Here is a 17,860-nt window from a genome sequence, read left to right as displayed (position 1 = left end):
TCTCATCCGGATTTTCCGTGCCCGGCGCCCGCCCCCAACAGACGCGGGTCCCGGTCGGCGGGGCGCAGCCGGACATGGGCGTCCAGGCCGCCGCCCGGTGCGGCGTCGAGGGCGATCTCTCCGCCGGAGGCGTGGACCAGGTGGCGGACGATCGGCAGGCCGAGGCCGGTGCCGTCGTGGTGGGCGTCGGAGGCGCGCCAGAAGCGGTCGAAGGCGCGTTCCCGGTCGGCCGGCGGCATGCCAGGGCCCTGGTCGATGACGTGGAGTTCGGCGCCGGGCGCTCGGGTGAGCGTGATGGCCGTGCCGGGTGGGGAGACGCGCAGCGCGTTGGCGATCAGGTTGTCGACGATCTGCTCCAGGGCCCCGGGGATCGCCCATACCCGGCCGGCCACCGGTCCGGTGACCGCCACGGCGACGTGCTGTTCGCAGGCGAGCGATTCCCACATGGCGGCCCGGTCGGCGAGGACGGCGTCCAGGTCGACCGGCTCGGGCGTGGTGGCCGTGTTCTCCAGGCGGGCGAGGGCCAGGAGGCCGTGGACCATGCGGCTGAGCCGTTCGACTTCCTCGATGGTCTCGTCGAGGCTGCTGTGGGCGCGGGGGTCGAGGTAGGGCTCGAAGTTCTCCAGCCGGAGCCGCAACGAGGCCAGCGGGGTTTTGAGCTGGTGGGATGCCTCGGAGGCGAAACCGTGCTGGGCCTGGAGCAGATGCTGCAGCCGCGTGGCGGTGTGGTTGAACGAGGCGGCCAGACGGCGCAGTTCGGGCGGTCCGGCGGCGGCGTCGGGCGGGTGGTCAAGGTGTCCGTCGGCGAGCTGCGTGGTGGCCCGCTCCAGGGTGCGCAGGGGCCGGGTGATCCAGCGGGCCAGGGTGAACGCCACGAGGGCCACGGCGGCCAGGATGCCCGCTCCGCCGAGGGCGAGAGCGAGCCAGATGCGGTGCTCCCGGTCGGTGACCATCGTCATCGGGTACGTCACCCGCAGCGCGCCGCGGACGGTGGTCCCCGAGGAGCCCGGCATGGTCACCGCGAGGATGTCCCCGCCTTGTGCGTCCGTGCGGGTGGCGGTGGTGGCCTTGTTGCGCAAAGCGGCGGCGATGTCCGCCTGCCCGGATACGTCGGTCCCGGTGGCGGTGGCGCCTGCGGAGTCGGTGAGAAGGCGGCCGGCGCGGTCGACGATCACGACGCGGGCGCCGGTGTCGTCGGCGTACTCCCGCGCCAGCTCGGGCAGGGCTTCCACGTTGTGCTTCTCGATGTTCTCCTCCGCGACCTCGGCCAGCATCGACGCGTCGCGTTCCACGTCCTGGGAGAAGCGGGATTCCTCCCCGCGGGCGTAGAAGTAGCCGAGCGGGACCTCCAGGCCCACCAGCACCAGCAGGGCCAGCGCCAGATAGCTCAGCAGCAGCCGGCGGGTCATCGCGCGGTCTCAGGGGTGTCGTCGGGCTGACCGGCGGGGACGGTGAGGCGGAAGCCGACCCCGCGCGCGGTGGTGATCCAGGCGGGGTCGCCGAGCTTGCGGCGCAGGGCGGCGACGTGCGCGTCCAGCGTTTTGGTGGGTCCGAAGAAGTGCGGGTCCCAGACCGCGTCCATGATCTGCTGCCGGGAGTGCACCGCGCCGGGGTCCTGGGCGAGATGGGCGAGCAGGTCGAACTCCCGCGGGGACAGGGCCACGTCACCCCCGTCGAGGCGGACTTCCCGGGTGCGCCGGTCGATCTCCAGCGAACCCAGCCGCTGCGGACCGGTGCCGGACGTCCCGGCGGGCACCGGGGCGTCCGCCAGGGGCAGATGACCGGCGGTGCGGCGGGTCACGGCCCGGATGCGGGCGACCAGCTCCCGCACGCCGAACGGCTTGGCGACGTAGTCGTCCGCCCCGAGCTCCAGCCCGACGATCCGGTCGGCCTCCTCACCCCGGGCAGTGATCATGATGATGGGGATCGCGGACCGGGCACGCAGACGGCGGCAGACGTCCAGCCCGTCCATGTCGGGCAGTCCGAGGTCGAGCAGCACCAGGTCAGGATGGTCGGCGGCCCCCGCGAGCCCGGCGGCACCGGTGCGCGCCCGGTCGACGGTGAACCCGTAGCGTGCGAGCCCTTCGGTGATCGGACCGGCCAGCCGGTCGTCGTCTTCGATCAGTAGCAGCCGCATGGCGAAAGGCTCGCACAGCGGCCCGGCCGCGGGCGCGGTGTTCATCACAACCTGCCAGGGCGCGGGCGACGGGGAGTCAGCCGCCGTTCTCCTCCTCGGTGCCTTCCGCCTTCGTGTCGGTGACGGTGTAGCTCTTGTCGAGGTAGACCTCGACCGTCGTGCCGTCCGACTTCTTGACCTCCACCGCGTACATGCCCGGCTTCTCGGCGTCATGCTCGGACTTCAGGACGGTGCCGGGGAACTTGGCCAGCGCCGCCGTCTCCGCCTTCTTCTTCACCTCACCGGTCAGCGGCGGCTCCTTCTTCTCACCGGCCTCCTCACCCGCCTCCTCCCCGGCTTCCCCTCCGCCACCGCCGGCGCCCTGCGCCGACGCCTGGGAGTCCGCGGCCTTCGAGCCGCCATCGGAGTCGGAACCACCACCACCGCAGGCCACCAGCGTGAACATCAGAACGGCGGCGGGAGCGGCGACCAGGGCACGACGAGGCAAGACACGCATCAGGCATCTCCAGAACAGTCGAATACGGGGTCCGGGAGCCGGACTCCCGGGGGACGCATACGACCCTAGAAACACGTCATCCAAGGCAAGGCCGGTAAACGACAGCACCCGGCCAGCAAACGACCAATGTTTCGCCACCGCCCCGGGGCGGGAGGCGATCACCGCGGCTGCACCCCCTACCCCTCGGCGGGGACGCCGACGCGGCGGCGGGGCAGGGGGAGCGGCTGGACCATGACGCCGGGCAACACGTCGTCGCGTACGGCGTGTACGGCGCGGAGGGTGACCGTCTCCAGGTGGCCCAGGGCGCGCAGCGGGGCGAGGTCGACGGGGCGGGCGTCGGGCTTCTGGGCCTCGACGCGCAGATGGCGCAGGCCGGGGAAGCACTCGGCCACCCACTCCAGGGGCACGTCCCGCCGGTGCGGGATGAGGGTGAGCCGGGTGAGCCGGGGCAGCAGGTAGCCGGGCGGCGGGACCTGCCGGTCGACGGCGTTGATCCGGAGGTGGTCCAGGGTGGTGAGCCGCTCCAGGTTGTCGAAGATCGAACAGTTCTGTCGCGAGGCGAGATCCAGCGTCGTCAGCGACAGGTCCGCCAGCGCGCCCAGGTCCTCGACATGCGGACACCTGGTCACCGTGAGGACCCGCAGCCCCGTGAGGTGCCGCAGACACCCGAGGTCGGACAGCGCGACGTTGTCGTCCAGCCGCAGATGGGTGAGGTGACGGGGGGCGAGGGTGGTGCGCAGCTCCGCCGCCGTGAAGTCGCCGCGCAGGAGCAGCATCGGGCGGGGCCCGGTGTCCTGGAGCATGCGCAGGTGCTCCACCGATTCCGCGACGAAGTACAGGCCGCCCGGGGCGAGCTGGGAGATCACCTCGGTGAAGTAGCGCTCGGTGTCGAACCGCTGCCAGCCGGAGGCGAGTTGGGCGCGCACCGGCAGGGATGGGTGGGTGCGGAACTGCCGCAGATAGGGGATCGCGGCATCCGTGCCGACGACCGACGCCGTGATCACGCAGGCTTCCGCCTCGGTGTCCGAGAGCCCTTCCGGCCCCGGGAGCAGGGGGAGCACCAGCGGGCCGACGTTGGCGAGGTCGCGGGCGGCGCTGGAGCCGCGGGGCGGGATGAGATCGTCGGCGTGCCGCTTCACCTGGTCCCGCACCTGGGGGTCGAGGTCGGCCGCGTGTTCCAGGCAGGCCATCGCGAGGAGGTGGAGCCGGGCCCGTACGGCGGGGTGCGACCTGCCGCGCTCCAGCAGCTTGGTGAGCAGGTCGACGCGTTCGCGCGGGCGGGCGTGGGCGACCGACATACGGAACACGTCCTCCCACTGGGTGTCGTCGGCATGGCTGACCAGCAGCCCCACGTCCCACGCCTCCACGGCCGCCTTCGCGCCCAGGTAGTCCTGGAAGGTGCGGTGGACGAACTCCACGGTGCCCACCGACGGTTCCCGCAGCAGCCCGCTGCGCAGCAGCAGATGCCGCAGGATGCGCGGGGCGTCGCCGAGGGGCTGGGCGGCCGGGACGGACGGCAGGGCCTCGGCGATGATGCGCTCCGCGCGGTCGCGGTCGAGTTCGGCCTCGCCGTTGCGGATCAGGTAGTAGGCGAGCCGCTGGAGGAGCTGGATCTGGGGCTCCTCGTCCAGCTGGATGTCGCCGGGGGCGTAGACATGGCGTTCGGTGTCGCGGCGGGTGAGGAGCATGGACAGCGCCGCGTCGTAGAGGGCCTTGCGGCCGGGTGGGAGGTAGCCCCGGCGGGCGCGGTGGAGGGCACAGATCAGACCGCACATCAGCGGATTGGTGGCGAGCAGGCTGAGGTCCTGCTTGGTGCGGACGGCCGTATGGAGGGCGGACTGGTACGTGGCGAGGGCGGCGCGCTCGTCGTCCGTACGGCAGGTCTGGCGCGCCGCGTCGTGCCAGCGGTCGATGAAGGCGGCCATCTCGTCGCGGCGCATGGGCGACAGCGCGAACTCGCTGAAGTCCTGGGCGGCCAGCCAGTCGTCGGCGACGGCGGAGGGGCGGGAGGTGACGAGCCACAGGTTGCCGGGGTAGGCGAGGAGCAGGTCGGCCAGCCAGCCGCGGGTGCGCTCGCGGTCGCGTTCGGGGATCTCGTCGATGCCGTCGATCAGCAGCAGTCCGCGCCCGGCGGTGAGGACGCGGTCGGCCCAGCCGGCCGGCTGGGCGGCGTCCAGGGGGCTGTGGACGGAGGCGAGGAAGCGGGCGGGGGAGGGCAGGGCGTCCTGGCGGGCGATGGTGCGCAAGGGCAGGACGAAGGGGACGCGGCCGATCAGCTGCTCCAGCCCGCGCGGCGGTTCCTGCCGGGCGGCGGAGACGGCGAGCCACTGGACGAGGGTGGTCTTGCCGGAGCCCGCGACGCCGCGCAGCAGGACGCGCTCGTGGCCGGAGAGGGCCCGGTCGGCGGGGAGGGCGGTGAGCGGGGAGCCGTCGAGGCCGAGGGCGTGCTCGTCCTGGGAGACGGCCTCCAGGCTGAGGTACGCGGCGTCCAGCGGCCAGGTGGCCTCGGAGTGGCTGAGGTCGATGCCGACGATGGTCAGCGTGCCGTACTTCTTGACCGTGTAGTCGGCGTACCGGCGCTCGAACGCGGCGTCCTGCGCGGACTGCGACGGCAGCCGCTCGATCAGGATGTCGATCTTGCTGATGAGTTCGGTGAGCTGACCGCTCTGCTCGACCAGGGTGCGGGCGACGAAGGTCGAGCGCTGGGTGAAGAAGTGCAGGATGTGCAGGCAGGCGGTGTCCAGGAGGCGCCGGTAGAAGATGGTCCCGGCCTGGCTGAGGAACAGCTTGTTGCCCTGGGCGAGGGCGGTGTCGATGAGCCGGTTGGCGAGGGCCCGGTGGCCGAGCCCGACCGCCTGGACGTCGTCCATGTCGAGGTCGCCCAGGGCGCGCAGGGTCGTCGCCAGATGCAGGGCGACCAGCTCGTCCTCGTCGGCGGGGCACGGCCGCTCGCCGGGACCGGCGTGCTGGGTGGCGCGGGCGACGAGTTCGGCGGCCAGCTTGTGGAGGTCGTTCAGCTCCAGCGTGCTCTTCTCGCCCCGGAAGGAGACGAGGGACGAGATGCGGACCGGCTGGTCCACCACCCCGGCGCCCGGCCCCTCCCGTACGAACAGCTTCTTGATGAGCGGCGCGACGGCGCTGGACGCCAGGCGCGCGCCGATGACTGCGGGATCCACGTCCCATTCCCCCCGGTAGTGGTGGCTCCTGGCCGGACAGCATAGCGGCGGGGTCGGGACTTTGGTCCTGAAACGGACATCCGAAAGTCCCGGCGAAACGTAGGCGGGGTGATATGCGGCACAGGATGTCCGGGGCCTACTACGGGAATTAGGAACCGTGCGGATGACGGACGTCCGAGCAGGTCAGGTGGCATGGAATTCCGCACGGAAAAGGGCGCAGAAGGTGCAAGAACTACGCACCCGCTTAGTAGAAGCGCATCTTGGCCATATCGCGCGAACGGGATAACAAGGGGCGTCGACTTCACGCATTCCCCGGAGGTAGTCCCCTATGGCCCCGCGCGCCACCACCCGTCGTTATCCGCGTTCGCATTCATCCCTCGCGCGGGCCCGCGCCGCCGTGATCGCCGTGGGCGTGGGTGCCTCGCTCGTACTCGGCGCCGGTGTGACGTTCGCGGCGGACGCGCACGCGGCCGCCGCCGGCGCCCCGGCGAAGGCCGCCGCTAAGAAGGCCGACGGCTGGGAGACGCCGGTCGCCCATTACGTCCTGGGGGCCGCCTTCGGTCTGGCGGGGAACCTGTGGTCGCACAACCACAGCGGCCAGGACTTCGTGGTGCCGTCCGGCACCCCGGTGCGGGCCGTGCACACCGGTGTCGTCGTCAAGGCGGGCCCGTACGGCGGCGGCGACGGTCCGGCGTACGGCAACGCCATCGTGATCAAGCACGACGACCGTACGTACTCGCAGTACGCGCACCTCTCCCGGATCGACGTGCGCATAGGCCAGAGCGTGACCACCGGCCAGCAGATCGGGCTGTCCGGCAACACCGGCAACACGACCGGCCCGCACCTGCACTTCGAGATCCGTACGACGCCCGACTACGGCTCGGCCGTGGAGCCGCTGGCCTTCCTGCGGGCCCACGGCGTCAAGGTCTGACCGGACCGCGCCCTCTCTCCCTCGGGCGCTACCGGTCGCCCAGGCGCCCCGCTGGCGCGTGCGCCTGGGTCAGCAGGTCGAGGGCGACTTCGAGGACGGCTTGCCGCTTCTCCTCGGGGTCGCCCTCGATCGTTTTCATCGCGAACATCCCGGCGTGCATGCTGAACAGCGCGGTCGTGCAGCGCACCTGGTCGGTCAGGCCGGCGTCGGGGTCGCGGAGCAGGCCCGACATCGCGATCATCCGGTCCTTGAAGATCTGGCCGATGCTCAGCTCGCGCACGGTCGCCTGGTTCTCCTGCATGAACCGCAGCAGCGGTTCGACGTCGGCCAGGGCGGCGCTGTAGCGGCGCAGCAGCTCCTGTTTGGTCTCCAGGGTGCGGGGCTGCCGCTCGGCCCAAGCGATCAGCTCGTCGAGGGGCCTGCTCAAGTCTTGGAAGAGGCTGAGGACGATGTCCTCTTTGGTCTTGAAGTGGTAGTAGAGCGCGGCCTTGGTGACGTCGAGCTGTTCGGCGATCTCGCGCAGCGAGGTCTTCTCGTAGCCGCGCTGGGCGAAGAGGTCCAGGGCCACGTCCTGGATGCGCTGTCGGGTGTCGCCCCGGCGCGATGTGCTGCCCAAGGTGCTCTCCTGTGGGGGTGGGGCCAGCCCTCTGAGCAGGCCGAACATAACTTACTTGACGCCCGGCTAGTAGACGTCTTACCTTTCCTACTGTACTCAACTAGCCGGGCGGCAAGTAAGTGGCGCGTCACCGGAGCTCGTCGTAACCAGGGGGAGTGGAGATCATGTCCCAGAAGAATTCAGAAGGTGAAGCGCCACCCGCTTCCCTGCCCGCACAGGGCACCGCCCAGGCCACCCCGGGCAAGCAGGCCAAGGAGCCGAAGACCCACAGCACCGGCGTGGTGATCCTGGCTCTCATGATCGCGATGCTGCTCGCGATGCTCGACAACATGATCGTCGGCACCGCGATGCCGACCATCGTCGGCGAGCTGGGCGGGCTCGACCACCTCTCCTGGGTGGTGACCGCGTACACCCTGGCGACCGCCGCCTCGACCCCCATCTGGGGCAAGCTCGGCGACATGTACGGCCGCAAGGGCATCTTCCTCTCCTCCATCGCCCTCTTCCTCGCCGGCTCGGCGCTGTCCGGCATGGCCCAGACGATGGGTCAGCTGATCGGCTTCCGGGCCATCCAGGGCCTGGGCGCGGGCGGTCTGATGGTCGGCGTGATGGCGATCATCGGTGACCTGGTGCCGCCCCGGGAGCGCGGCCGCTACCAGGGCATGATGGCCGGTGTGATGGCCGTGGCCATGATCGGTGGCCCGCTGGTCGGCGGCACCCTCACCGACCACCTCGGCTGGCGCTGGATCTTCTACATCAACATCCCGCTCGGCGCGATCGCCCTCTTCGCGATCAGCGCGGTGCTGCACCTGCCCAAGAAGCGCTTCGAGGGACGGATCGACTACACCGGCGCTGCCCTGCTGACCGTGGGCATCACCGCGCTCGTGCTGCTCACCACCTGGGGCGGCAACGAGTACGCCTGGGACTCGGTCGAGATCATCGGGCTCGGGGTGCTCGGCGTCGTCGCGCTCGCCGCGTTCCTGTTCGTCGAGAAGCGGGTCGCCGAGCCCGTACTGCCGCTGCACATCTTCCGGATCGGCAACTTCTCGCTGGTCACGGTCATCGGCTTCCTCACCGGTTTCGTGATGTTCGGCTCGATGACCTTCCTGCCGCTCTTCCAGCAGACCGTCCAGGGCGCCAGCGCCACCAACTCCGGCCTGCTGCTGCTCCCGATGCTGCTCGGCATGATGGCCGTCTCGCTGATCGCGGGCCGGGTCACCACCCAGACCGGCAAGTACAAGATCTTCCCGATCCTGGGCGGCTTCCTGATCACCGCGGGCATGTTCCTGCTGGCGCAGATGGACACCGAGACCACCCGCCTCACCTCCGGCATCTACATGACGGTGCTCGGCGCGGGCATGGGCTTCCTCATGCAGACGACCATGCTGATCGCGCAGAACAGCGTCGAGATGAAGGACATGGGCGTCGGCAGCTCCTCCGCCACCCTCTTCCGCACCCTGGGCGGCTCCTTCGGCGTCGCGATCCTCGGGGCCCTGTTCACCAACCAGGTGGGGAAGACCATGGCCGAGCGCGGCGGCGCCAAGGCCGCGGCCGCCACCTCCGGCAGCGCCCAGCTCGACCCGGGCAGCATCGACAAGCTGCCCCCGGCCATCAAGGACGCCTACCTCCACGCCGTGGCCAACGGTGCCCACCAGGTGTTCCTGTGGGGCGCGGTGATCAGCGTCGTCGGCTTCCTGGCGGCCTGGTTCATCAAGGAGGTCCCGCTGCGCAGCGGCGCCAAGTCCGCCGACGGCGGCGAGTCCCCGGCCGATGTGACGCCGGTCGCCGAACCCGTCTGACGCGTACGAGACCACAGCGAGCCGCCCGCCCTCGTCCGAAGGGCGGGCGGCTCGCGTACGTCTCAGTCCGGGACCTCGATGACGGGGAAGCTGCCGGTGTTGGTGGGCGCCGACTCCGGCAGCCAGAGCACCGCCACCGCGCCCTCCTCGCCCTCCACCGCCGGGTCCGCGTTACGGAACGTCAGCCGCGCGCCCAGGACCCGGGCCTGGCCGGCGGCGATGGTCAGGCCCAGCCCGTGGCCCTTGCCCGCCCGGTCCTTGCTGCCGGTGCGGAACCGGCTCGGCCCGTCCTTCAGCAGCGACTCCGGGAAGCCGGGCCCGTGGTCGCGGACCCGCAGCACCCGGCCCTCCACGGTGACCTCGAACGGCGGCTTGCCGTGCCGGGCGGCGTTGGCCAGCAGATTGCCCAGGATGCGCTCCAGGCGGCGCGGATCGGTGGAGACATGGGCGTCACGATCCACCGTGACCACGGCGTCCGGAGCCACCACGCGCACCCGGCGGATGATGAATTCGGCCAGGTCGATCTCCTGGAGTTCGGCCCGCTCGGCGAAGCCGTCCAGCCGGGCCACCTCCAGCACGTCCTCCACCAGCGTGCGCATCGCCTGCGCCCGGTCCCGTACCAGCTCGGTGGGGCGGCCCGGGGGCAGCAGCTCGGCGGCGGTGAGCAGCCCGGTGACCGGGGTGCGCAGCTCGTGCGCGATGTCGGCGGTGACCCGCCGCTCCGCCTCCAGCCGCTCCTGGAGCGCCTCGGCCATGCCGTCGACGGCGCGCGCCAGGTCGTCGGTCTCGTCGCGCACCCGGCCGCCGATGGCGTCCCGTACCCGCACCTCGGAGTCGCCCTCGGCGAGCTTGCGGGCCGCGGTGGCGGCCTTGCGCAGCCGCCGCGAGAGCTGGTCGCCGATGAGCACGCCGAGCGCGATCCCGCCCAGCACCACGGAGACCGAGCCGAGGATGAGCACCCGGTCCAGGTCGTCCAGGACGGCGAAGCGGTCCTGGAAGCGGGTGTGGACCGACAGCACCTTGCCGTCGCGCAGCGGCACCGACGCCCACACCTCGGGGCTGCCGGTGCCGGAGTCCTCCAGGAAGGTGGCGCGCTGCCCGCGCGCCGCGAACTTCCGCAGGTCCTCGGGCAGCCGCGGATCGTCCAGCTTGGCGCCGAAGCCCAGCACCCGGGACTCCTCGTACCACTTCTGGGCGACCTTCACCCGCTCGTCCATCACCGTGCGGCTGTTGTCCAGCATGGAGACCCGGGCCGCGTTGTGGACGACGAGGCTCAGCGCGACGGCGACCAGCGCGCTCACCGCGGCGATGGCCAGGCTGACCTTCCAGCGCAGTCCGGAGCGGAGCGCGAGTCGCACCATGGTCCCGCGTCAGCCCCTGAGCTTGTAGCCGAAGCCGCGGACCGTCTCGATGCGGTCCTGGCCTATCTTGCCGCGCAGCCGCTGGACGTGGACGTCCACGACCCGGGTGTCCCCGCCCCAGCCGTACTCCCAGACCCGCTCCAGCAGCCGGTCGCGGGAGAGCACGGTGCCGGGCGCGGTCGAGAACTCCAGCAGCAGCCGCATCTCGGTCGGCGTCAGCGCGACCTGCTCGCCGCCCTTGCGGACCTCCATGCCCTCCGGGTCCACCTCCAGGTCGCCGAAGCGCAGCACCCCGCCCTCGGGCTCCTCGGCGCCGGGCTGCTCGCCGCCGCGGCCGCCGGGGCCGCTGGCGTGGCCGAAGCGGCGCAGCACGGCGCGGATGCGGGCGACCAGTACGGCGCCGTCGAAGGGCTTGGTGACGTAGTCGTCGGCCCCGGCCTCCAGGCCCAGCACCACGTCGATCGAGTCGGCGCGGGCCGACAGCATGATCACGGGCACGGTGGACTCGTCGCGGATCCGGCGGCACAGGCTGACCCCGTCCAGGCCCGGCACCATCACGTCGAGCAGCGCGATATCGGGCCGGTCGGCGCGGAACCGCTCCAGCCCGGTCAGCCCGTCGGGCGCTGCGGTCACCAGGAAGCCGTCGCGCTCCAGCGCGAGCTGGGTGGCCTCGCGGATGACGTCGTCGTCCTCGACGAAGAGCACATGGGTTTCGGCCACAGCCTCGGTTCAGCCTTCCGTTCCGTCGTCCTCGCCGCCGTCCGTCGCGGAGGCGCTGGGAGCGGGCTCTTCCGTGGGGCTGCTCTTGCTGTAGTCGGTGTGCTTGTGCCGGACCACGGTGAAAGCCTGCCTGCTCGACGCCCAACGGTAGGTGATGACGTCCTCGCGCGAGGGGCAGCAGACGGTGTCCCCGGAGGCGTACGAGAGCTTGGTGACGCTCAGATCGCCCTTGACGACGTCGGCGTAGACCGGCGGCTGCTCGTCGCTGAACACGTTCTCGTAACCGCGCCCCACCTTGCGGTACACATACGAGCCGATGCCGAAGCCGTCGTCGCAGGTCGTGACGTTGATGACGAGATCGGACGCGGTGGTTCCGGTCAGCTTCCCCCGGGCCACCTCCACCGGGTAGCCCTTGACCGGCTTGCCCTTCCCGGCCTGCGCCGTGCACGGCTGGAGGTGGGTCTTCAGGTCCTGGGCGACCTTCGGGTCGTCCTTGATCAGCCGCACCGCGTCGGCCTTCTGCACGGCCGGCGGCTTGGTCGCCCCGCCGCCCGCGTACGAACCCTGGTCCTGCGCCGAGGGCGCCGTCCACTGGGTGCGCGCCGGGCCCTCGGTACGCACGCCCTGGCTGTCGCCGGTGCATCCGGCCAGCATCCAGCCCCCGGCGGCCGCGAGTCCCACCACCGCGCCGCCGCTGATCATGGCAGTTCTGCCAGGAGAGGCCCTGATCAGGCCGCGCACCGTTCCTGCCCCCGCTCCTGGCGGTCACGCCGGACCTGGTTCCCCCTCCGGAGCGGCTTCGCGGCGGCGGGCGTGCCCACCGGCTCGCGGCCGAGCGCGCGGGCGTCCAGCTCGCGGTTCTCCAGCTCCTGCCGCAGCCGCGCGAGCGCCCGGTGCAGCGTGCTCTTGACCGTGCCGGTCGACATACCGAGCGCCTCCGCCGTCTCCTCCGTCGTCATCTGCTCCCAGTGTCGCAGCACCACGACACTGCGCTGCTTGGGAGCAAGCACTCCGAGGATGTCCATCAGCAGAGCCCGGTCGGCGTGCTGCTCGGTGCCGTCCTCGACGCTGGCCTCCGGCAGCTGCTCGGTGGGCACCTCGTCCAGCTTGCGGGCGCGCCACCACTCGGTACGGGTGTTGATCATGACGCGGCGGAGATACGCGTCGGCGAGGGACTTGTCGGCTATACCGTCCCAGCGGCCGTAGGTGCGCACGAGCGCGGTCTGCAGGAGGTCCTGGGCCTCGATCGGGTCCGGAACCAGCCGCCGGGCGCTGCGCAGCAGCGCGTCCTGCCGGTTGCGCACGTACTCCTCGAAGTCCAGAACCTTGCCGCTGCTGCCGGTCATCGTGCAGCCCTCCATCCCGCTGTCTTCCCCACGTTGATTGCCGACTTCGGCCGGCACGGGAAGGACGCTACGGAGGCGCTGTTGCGGCGCCATGTGCGTCAGCACCCCGGAAAACGCACAGCTGTCCATAGGTTGTGTAACAGCGGAACCCGGTTCGACGGTGTGTCAGAACCGGGTCCTGGGAGTGTCACAGCTCTGTCACAGGATGCCTGGTGAGGGCGTGAATCCGAGGCGTGTGACGGTGTCTTGGGGCGGGCCCCCGCGGCGGCCGCGGGTCAGGTCAGCGGCAGCCGGTAGAGGCCGCCCGCGAGCGGTTCGACCAGACCGTCGGAGACCAGCCCGTCCAGCGCCCGGGCGCGCTGCACCGGCTCGTGCCACACCTGGTCCAGCGCCGCCTGCGGCACCGGCACGACCGCCTCCCGCAACACCGCCAGCAGCTTGCCGCGCACCTGACGGTCCGTCCCGGCGTACGTCTGGCCGCGCCGCGGCGGGCCGTCGTGCTCCGGCGAACCGGCCCCGCGCCAGGCGCAGGACGCCGCGATGGGGCAGCGCGCGCAGTCGGGGGTGCGGGCCGTGCAGACCAGCGCGCCCAGCTCCATCGTGGCCGCCGCCCAGCGCGCCGCCGTCCGCTCGTCGTCCGGCAGCAGGGCGCGGGCGAGCTTGCGCTCGGCGGCGGTCGTGGCGTTCGGCGGGTACTGGACGCCGCCGATCGCCCGGGCGAACACCCGGCGGACGTTGGTGTCCAGCACCGGATGGCGCTGTCCGTACGCGAACGAGGCCACGGCCGCCGCCGTGTACTCGCCGACCCCCGGCAGCGCGAGCAGCTGCGCGTGGTCCCCCGGCACATCACCGCCGTGCCGCTCCCTTATGGCCGCCGCCGCGCCGTGCAGCCGCAGCGCGCGGCGCGGATAGCCGAGCCGGCCCCAGGCGCGGACCGCCTCACCGGGCGGCTCGGCGGCCAGGTCGGCGGGGCGCGGCCAGCGGGCGAGCCACTGCTCGTACACCGGGAGCACGCGGCTCACCGGCGTCTGCTGGAGCATGAACTCGCTCACCATCACACCCCACGCTCCGGCCTCCGGGCGGCGCCAGGGGAGGTCGCGGGCGTGAGCGTCGAACCAGTCGATGACGGGCCGGTGGAGCTCGGCACCGTCGGGGGTCGGGGTTGCGGCGGCCGGGGCGGCGGAAATGGCAGTCATCACATCCGATCCTGACACGACGGAAGGCCCGATGGGGGGCGAGGGCGCGGGCGTTCGGGTCGAGCCGGGGCAGATCTGCTCGAAACGGTGCAATTCATGCCCGGTCGCGCGGTGGGCGGCCGGGAATCGCCCGGGCTGTCGTCGCCCAGGTGGCCGATCCGGTCGGATGATGAGAAAAGTAGGGAGGCTGGCGGCGGTTATTGGCGGGTGTGGGCGCCGTTCTCTCGTAGAGTTTCCGCGTGGGATCTCTGCGCAATCCGATCGGGCCGCTTCCCTCCTCCATCTACTGGCGGCGGAGGGCTGTTGCGCTGGCCCTGCTCGCCCTCATCGTGCTGCTCGTCATCTGGGCCTTCGGCTGGGGTGGTTCGGGCGGCGGCGGAAGCGACGAGGGCAAGGGGCCGGGCGGCGGCGGACCCGCGCGCACGATCACCCCCGGGCCGACCTCCTCCGGGCCGGTGAACAGCGAACGGCCGGGCGGGCGCGACGAGTCGGACACCGGCGGCACGGGCCCCGGTTCGGGCTCCGGCTCGGGTTCCGGCTCGGGTTCCGGCTCCGATGAGAGCGGCGGCGGCGGTGCGGGCACCGGGTCCGGCGACGCGGAGGGCACGGGCGGCACCGGAGCCACCGGCGGCACCGGCGACGGACTCGGCGACGGGGACGGCCAGGGGCTGCCGGTCGGGTCGAGCCTGCCGGAGTGCAAGCGCGGCGACATCGACCTGACGGTGCGCAGCGTCAAGGACGCGAAGGTGAAGAACACGTACGAGCCGGATGAGAAGCCGACGTTCGAAATCACCGTGAAGAACTCCTCGAACAGCTCCTGCGCGGTGGACTTCGGCCGGGCGGCCGCCTCACTGACCATCACGGACGCGGACAACGAGCACGTCTGGGCCTCGGACGACTGCCCCGAGGGCACCGCCACCGCCCTGGTCGAGGTGCCCGCCTCCGGCGAGACCAAGCGCACCGTGGAATGGGACCGCGCGCGCACCTCCGCCCACTGCGCGACCCCGAAGGGCGCCAAGACCGCCGCCGCGGGCACCTACCTGGTCGAGGCGAAGCTGGACGGTCTGGGCACGGCCAAGGTGTCGTTCGTCCTCGCCAAGGATTAGGACCTGCTCACGGCAGAGGGGGCCGGATCCGCCGACGCGGATCCGGCCCCCTCCGCCGTGTCGCTATACGTACCGCTCCAGGATCGACGACTCCGCCAGCCGCGACAGGCCCTCGCGGACCGAGCGGGCCCGGGCCTCGCCCACGCCGTCGACCATCTGCAGATCGTCCACGCTCGCGGCCAGCAGCTTCTGCAGCCCGCCGAAGTGCTCCACCAGACGCTCGATGATCGCCCCCGGCAGCCTCGGCACCTTGGCCAGCAGCCGGAAGCCGCGCGGGGAGACCGCCGAGTCCAGGGTCTCGGGGGAGCCCGTGTACCCCAGGGCGCGGGCCACGATGGGGAGTTCGAGCAGCTCGGTGTGGGTGAGCCGGTCCAGCTCGGCGAGCGCGTCGGCGACGGTGCGGGTGCGCTTGGCGGTCGGCTCGGGCACGTAGTCCCGTACGACCAGCTCCCGCTCCGGCTCGACGCCCGCGATCAGCTCGTCCAGCTGCAGCGACAGCAGCCGGCCGTCCGTGCCCAGCTCCACCACGTACTCGGCGATCTCGGTGGCGATGCGCCGCACCATCTCCAGCCGCTGCGCGACCGCGCTGACGTCCCGGACGGTGACCAGGTCCTCGATCTCCAGCGCGGAGAGCGTGCCCGCGACCTCGTCCAGCCGCAGCTTGTACCGCTCGAGGGTGGCCAGCGCCTGGTTGGCGCGGGAGAGGATGGCGGCCGAATCCTCCAGGACCCGCCGCTGCCCGCCCACGTACAGCGCGATCAGCCGCATGGACTGGCTGACGGACACGACCGGGAACCCGGTCTGGATGGAGACGCGCTGCGCGGTGCGGTGCCGGGTGCCGGTCTCCTCGGTGGCGATCGCCGCGTCCGGGACGAGCTGCACCCCCGCCCGCACGATCTTGCTGATGTCCTTGTCGAGCACCAGAGCCCCGTCCAGCTTGCACAGTTCGCGCAGCCGGGTGGCGGTGAACTCGACGTCGATGACGAAGCCGCCGGTACACAGCGACTCGACGGTCTTGTCGGTGCCGAGCACGATGAGCCCGCCCGTGTTTCCACGGAGGACGCGCTCAAGGCCGTCGCGCAGCGCCGTGCCCGGCGCGACAGCGCTCAGAGTGGCACGCATCAGACCGTCGGCTTTGCCGGGATTCGATGCCCGGTCGCCTGCTGCCACTGCACTCCTCCGTCACAAGGTCTGAATCGGTGCCGCGAGTCGCCCCTCCGCGCCGGTGTACGAGGCTACGTAGGGGCGAGACCAGGGCAAAGTCTACCGGCGGTCCCCGGCCTCCCGTGGGGTCTCCCGGCGTACGCCCGCGGGGGGAGCCGGAGCGCGGCTCTCCCCGCGGGCCGGATCGCCCCGCTCACCACCGCGTTCGCCCCCTTGATCAGCTCTGCTCGGGGGCGTCCTTGCGGGCCCGGTCGGCGCGCTCGCGCCGGGGCAATACGCGTAGTGCGTCCCCTATGTCCGCCACCTCCAGCACCCGCATGCCGTCGGGCACGCGCCCCGGGTCGGAGGGCACCAGGGCGTGGGTGAAGCCCAGCCGGGCGGCCTCGGACAGCCGCCGCTGCACCCCCGTGACCCGCCGGACCTCGCCCGCGAGCCCCACCTCGCCGATCGCCACCAGGTTCTTGGGCAGCGGGGTGTCGCTCGCGGCGCTCGCCAGCGCCAGCGCCACCGCCAGGTCCGCCGCTGGCTCCGACAGCTTCACCCCGCCCACCGTGGCGCTGTAGATGTCGCGCTTGCCCAGCGCGCTGATCCGGCCGCGCTGCTCCAGGACGGCCAGCATCATCGAGACGCGGGAGGTCTCCAGGCCGGAGGTGGTGCGGCGGGGGGAGGGGATCTGCGAGTCGACGGTGAGTGCCTGCACCTCGGCCACCAGCGGCCGGCGGCCCTCCAGGGTGACGGTCAGACAGGTGCCGGGCACCGGCTCGGCGCGCCGGGTGAGGAACAGCCCCGAAGGGTCGGCGAGGCCGGTGATGCCCTCGTCGTGCAGCTCGAAGCAGCCCACCTCGTCCGTCGCCCCGTAACGGTTCTTGACGCCGCGGACCAGCCGCAGCCGGGCGTGCCGGTCGCCCTCGAAGTGCAGCACCACGTCGACCAGGTGCTCCAGCAGCCGGGGACCCGCGATCGCGCCGTCCTTGGTGACATGGCCGACCAGCAGCGTGGACATGCCGCGCTCCTTGGACGCCCGGATCAGCGCCCCGGCCACCTCGCGCACCTGGGCCATGCCGCCGGGCGCGCCGTCGATCTCGGGGGAGGCGACGGTCTGCACGGAGTCCAGGATCAGCAGCGACGGCTTCACCGAGTCGAGATGGCCGAGCACGGCGGACAGATCGGTCTCGGCCGCGAGGTAGAGATGCTCGCTCAGCGCCCCGATGCGGTCGGCGCGCAGCCGGACCTGGCTCGCCGACTCCTCCGCGGTGACGTACAGCGTCCGGTGGTCGTCGGTGGCCGCCTTGGCCGCGACGTCCAGCAGCAGCGTCGACTTGCCGACCCCCGGCTCCCCCGCCAGCAGCGCCACGGCGCCGGGGACCAGGCCGCCGCCGAGCACCCGGTCCAGCTCGTCCACACCGGTGGAGCGGGCGGTGGCCTGGCGGCCGTCGACCTGGCCGATGGGCAGCGCGGCCGAGGTGACCCGGCCGGGCGCGGTGGTCCGCACGGCGGGCGCTCCGAACTCCTCGACCGTGCCCCACGCCTGGCACTCCGGGCAGCGGCCGAGCCACTTGGCCGTGGTCCAGCCGCATTCGGTGCAGCGGTAGGAGGGGCGGTCCTTGGCGGATGAACGGGAGGAGCTACGGGCAGCCATGGCGTCAACGCTAGCGTCGCCCACCGACAGCGGTGCGCCCGGCAGCGCTTGCCCGGCCCGGTGCGCATAGCAGTTCCGGGACGCGAGAGGGGGGCACCTGTCCCCTTATGAGGGAGATGGTCACCCGTAAGGGTTAAAACTGCCCAAGTAAGGCGAGTAAGTCTGCATCATCCGCC

Annotated in this window: 15 protein-coding genes; 3 read left to right on the top strand and 12 right to left on the bottom strand. The window is 72.0% G+C overall.

Annotated elements, in window-relative coordinates; all coding sequences use genetic code 11:
* Positions 1-2: 2 nt before the first annotated feature.
* The 4 genes from ACFZCY_RS39805 to ACFZCY_RS39790 form a co-directional block, all read right to left on the bottom strand.
* Positions 3-1,409: an ATP-binding protein gene (locus ACFZCY_RS39805; protein ID WP_391185089.1), complete on the bottom strand. Its 1,407-nt coding sequence runs from the start codon at positions 1,407-1,409 to the stop codon at positions 3-5.
* Entirely contained in the window at positions 1,406-2,137 is a 732-nt protein-coding gene (locus ACFZCY_RS39800; RefSeq protein WP_391185230.1) for a response regulator, read from the bottom strand. Before ACFZCY_RS39800 ends, ACFZCY_RS39805 begins: the two co-directional genes overlap by 4 nt.
* Positions 2,138-2,213: 76 nt before the next feature.
* On the bottom strand, positions 2,214-2,633 hold the full coding sequence (locus ACFZCY_RS39795; RefSeq protein ID WP_391185086.1) for a PepSY domain-containing protein: 420 nt from the start codon (positions 2,631-2,633) through the stop codon (positions 2,214-2,216).
* Positions 2,634-2,809: 176 nt separating this feature from the next.
* Positions 2,810-5,809, bottom strand: coding sequence for an NACHT domain-containing protein (locus ACFZCY_RS39790; RefSeq protein WP_391185083.1), 3,000 nt, complete (start codon positions 5,807-5,809; stop codon positions 2,810-2,812).
* A gap of 328 nt (positions 5,810-6,137) precedes the next feature.
* Between ACFZCY_RS39790 and ACFZCY_RS39785 the strand changes: the two genes are divergently transcribed.
* Positions 6,138-6,740, top strand: a complete 603-nt coding sequence (locus ACFZCY_RS39785; RefSeq protein ID WP_391185080.1) for a peptidoglycan DD-metalloendopeptidase family protein — start codon at positions 6,138-6,140, stop codon at positions 6,738-6,740.
* 28 nt (positions 6,741-6,768) lie between these two features.
* Here ACFZCY_RS39785 and ACFZCY_RS39780 read toward each other — a convergent pair whose 3' ends face one another.
* Positions 6,769-7,356, bottom strand: a complete 588-nt coding sequence (locus ACFZCY_RS39780) for a TetR family transcriptional regulator (RefSeq protein WP_391185078.1) — start codon at positions 7,354-7,356, stop codon at positions 6,769-6,771.
* Between the two features lie 164 nt (positions 7,357-7,520).
* Here ACFZCY_RS39780 and ACFZCY_RS39775 point away from each other — a divergent pair, with 164 nt between their 5' ends.
* Positions 7,521-9,152: a DHA2 family efflux MFS transporter permease subunit gene (locus ACFZCY_RS39775; RefSeq protein ID WP_391185076.1), complete on the top strand. Its 1,632-nt coding sequence runs from the start codon at positions 7,521-7,523 to the stop codon at positions 9,150-9,152.
* Positions 9,153-9,214: 62 nt separating this feature from the next.
* Here the strand turns inward: ACFZCY_RS39775 and cseC are convergent, their stop codons facing one another.
* The 5 genes from cseC to ACFZCY_RS39750 form a co-directional block, all read right to left on the bottom strand.
* Complete coding sequence (cseC, locus tag ACFZCY_RS39770; protein WP_391185073.1) at positions 9,215-10,513, bottom strand: two-component system sensor histidine kinase CseC; 1,299 nt, start codon at positions 10,511-10,513, stop codon at positions 9,215-9,217.
* A 9-nt stretch (positions 10,514-10,522) separates the two neighbouring features.
* Positions 10,523-11,233, bottom strand: a complete 711-nt coding sequence (cseB, locus tag ACFZCY_RS39765) for a two-component system response regulator CseB (protein ID WP_391185070.1) — start codon at positions 11,231-11,233, stop codon at positions 10,523-10,525.
* A 9-nt stretch (positions 11,234-11,242) separates the two neighbouring features.
* Positions 11,243-11,935 carry a hypothetical protein gene (locus tag ACFZCY_RS39760; RefSeq protein ID WP_391185067.1) on the bottom strand — a complete coding sequence of 231 codons (693 nt, stop codon included), beginning with the start codon at positions 11,933-11,935 and terminating at the stop codon, positions 11,243-11,245.
* 26 nt (positions 11,936-11,961) lie between these two features.
* Positions 11,962-12,579 (bottom strand): SigE family RNA polymerase sigma factor, encoded by a 618-nt coding sequence (locus tag ACFZCY_RS39755; protein ID WP_391185064.1) that lies wholly within the window; start codon positions 12,577-12,579, stop codon positions 11,962-11,964.
* 275 nt (positions 12,580-12,854) lie between these two features.
* Entirely contained in the window at positions 12,855-13,775 is a 921-nt protein-coding gene (locus ACFZCY_RS39750; protein WP_391185061.1) for an A/G-specific adenine glycosylase, read from the bottom strand.
* A 239-nt stretch (positions 13,776-14,014) separates the two neighbouring features.
* On the opposite strand from ACFZCY_RS39750, the gene ACFZCY_RS39745 reads away from it, so the two are divergent.
* On the top strand, positions 14,015-14,881 hold the full coding sequence (locus tag ACFZCY_RS39745; protein ID WP_391185059.1) for a hypothetical protein: 867 nt from the start codon (positions 14,015-14,017) through the stop codon (positions 14,879-14,881).
* Positions 14,882-14,944: 63 nt separating this feature from the next.
* Here the strand turns inward: ACFZCY_RS39745 and disA are convergent, their stop codons facing one another.
* Both disA and radA read right to left on the bottom strand, forming a co-directional pair.
* Positions 14,945-16,003, bottom strand: a complete 1,059-nt coding sequence (gene disA / locus ACFZCY_RS39740; RefSeq protein ID WP_055557245.1) for a DNA integrity scanning diadenylate cyclase DisA — start codon at positions 16,001-16,003, stop codon at positions 14,945-14,947.
* Between the two features lie 259 nt (positions 16,004-16,262).
* On the bottom strand, positions 16,263-17,684 hold the full coding sequence (gene radA, locus ACFZCY_RS39735) for a DNA repair protein RadA (protein ID WP_391185055.1): 1,422 nt from the start codon (positions 17,682-17,684) through the stop codon (positions 16,263-16,265).
* Positions 17,685-17,860: the final 176 nt, after the last annotated feature.

It is taken from the genome of Streptomyces sp. NPDC007983, assembly GCF_042958345.1.
In the GTDB taxonomy this organism is placed as follows: domain Bacteria; phylum Actinomycetota; class Actinomycetes; order Streptomycetales; family Streptomycetaceae; genus Streptomyces.
Note: the sequence above shows the minus strand (reverse complement) of the source record. Positions and strands in the feature narration are given on the sequence as shown.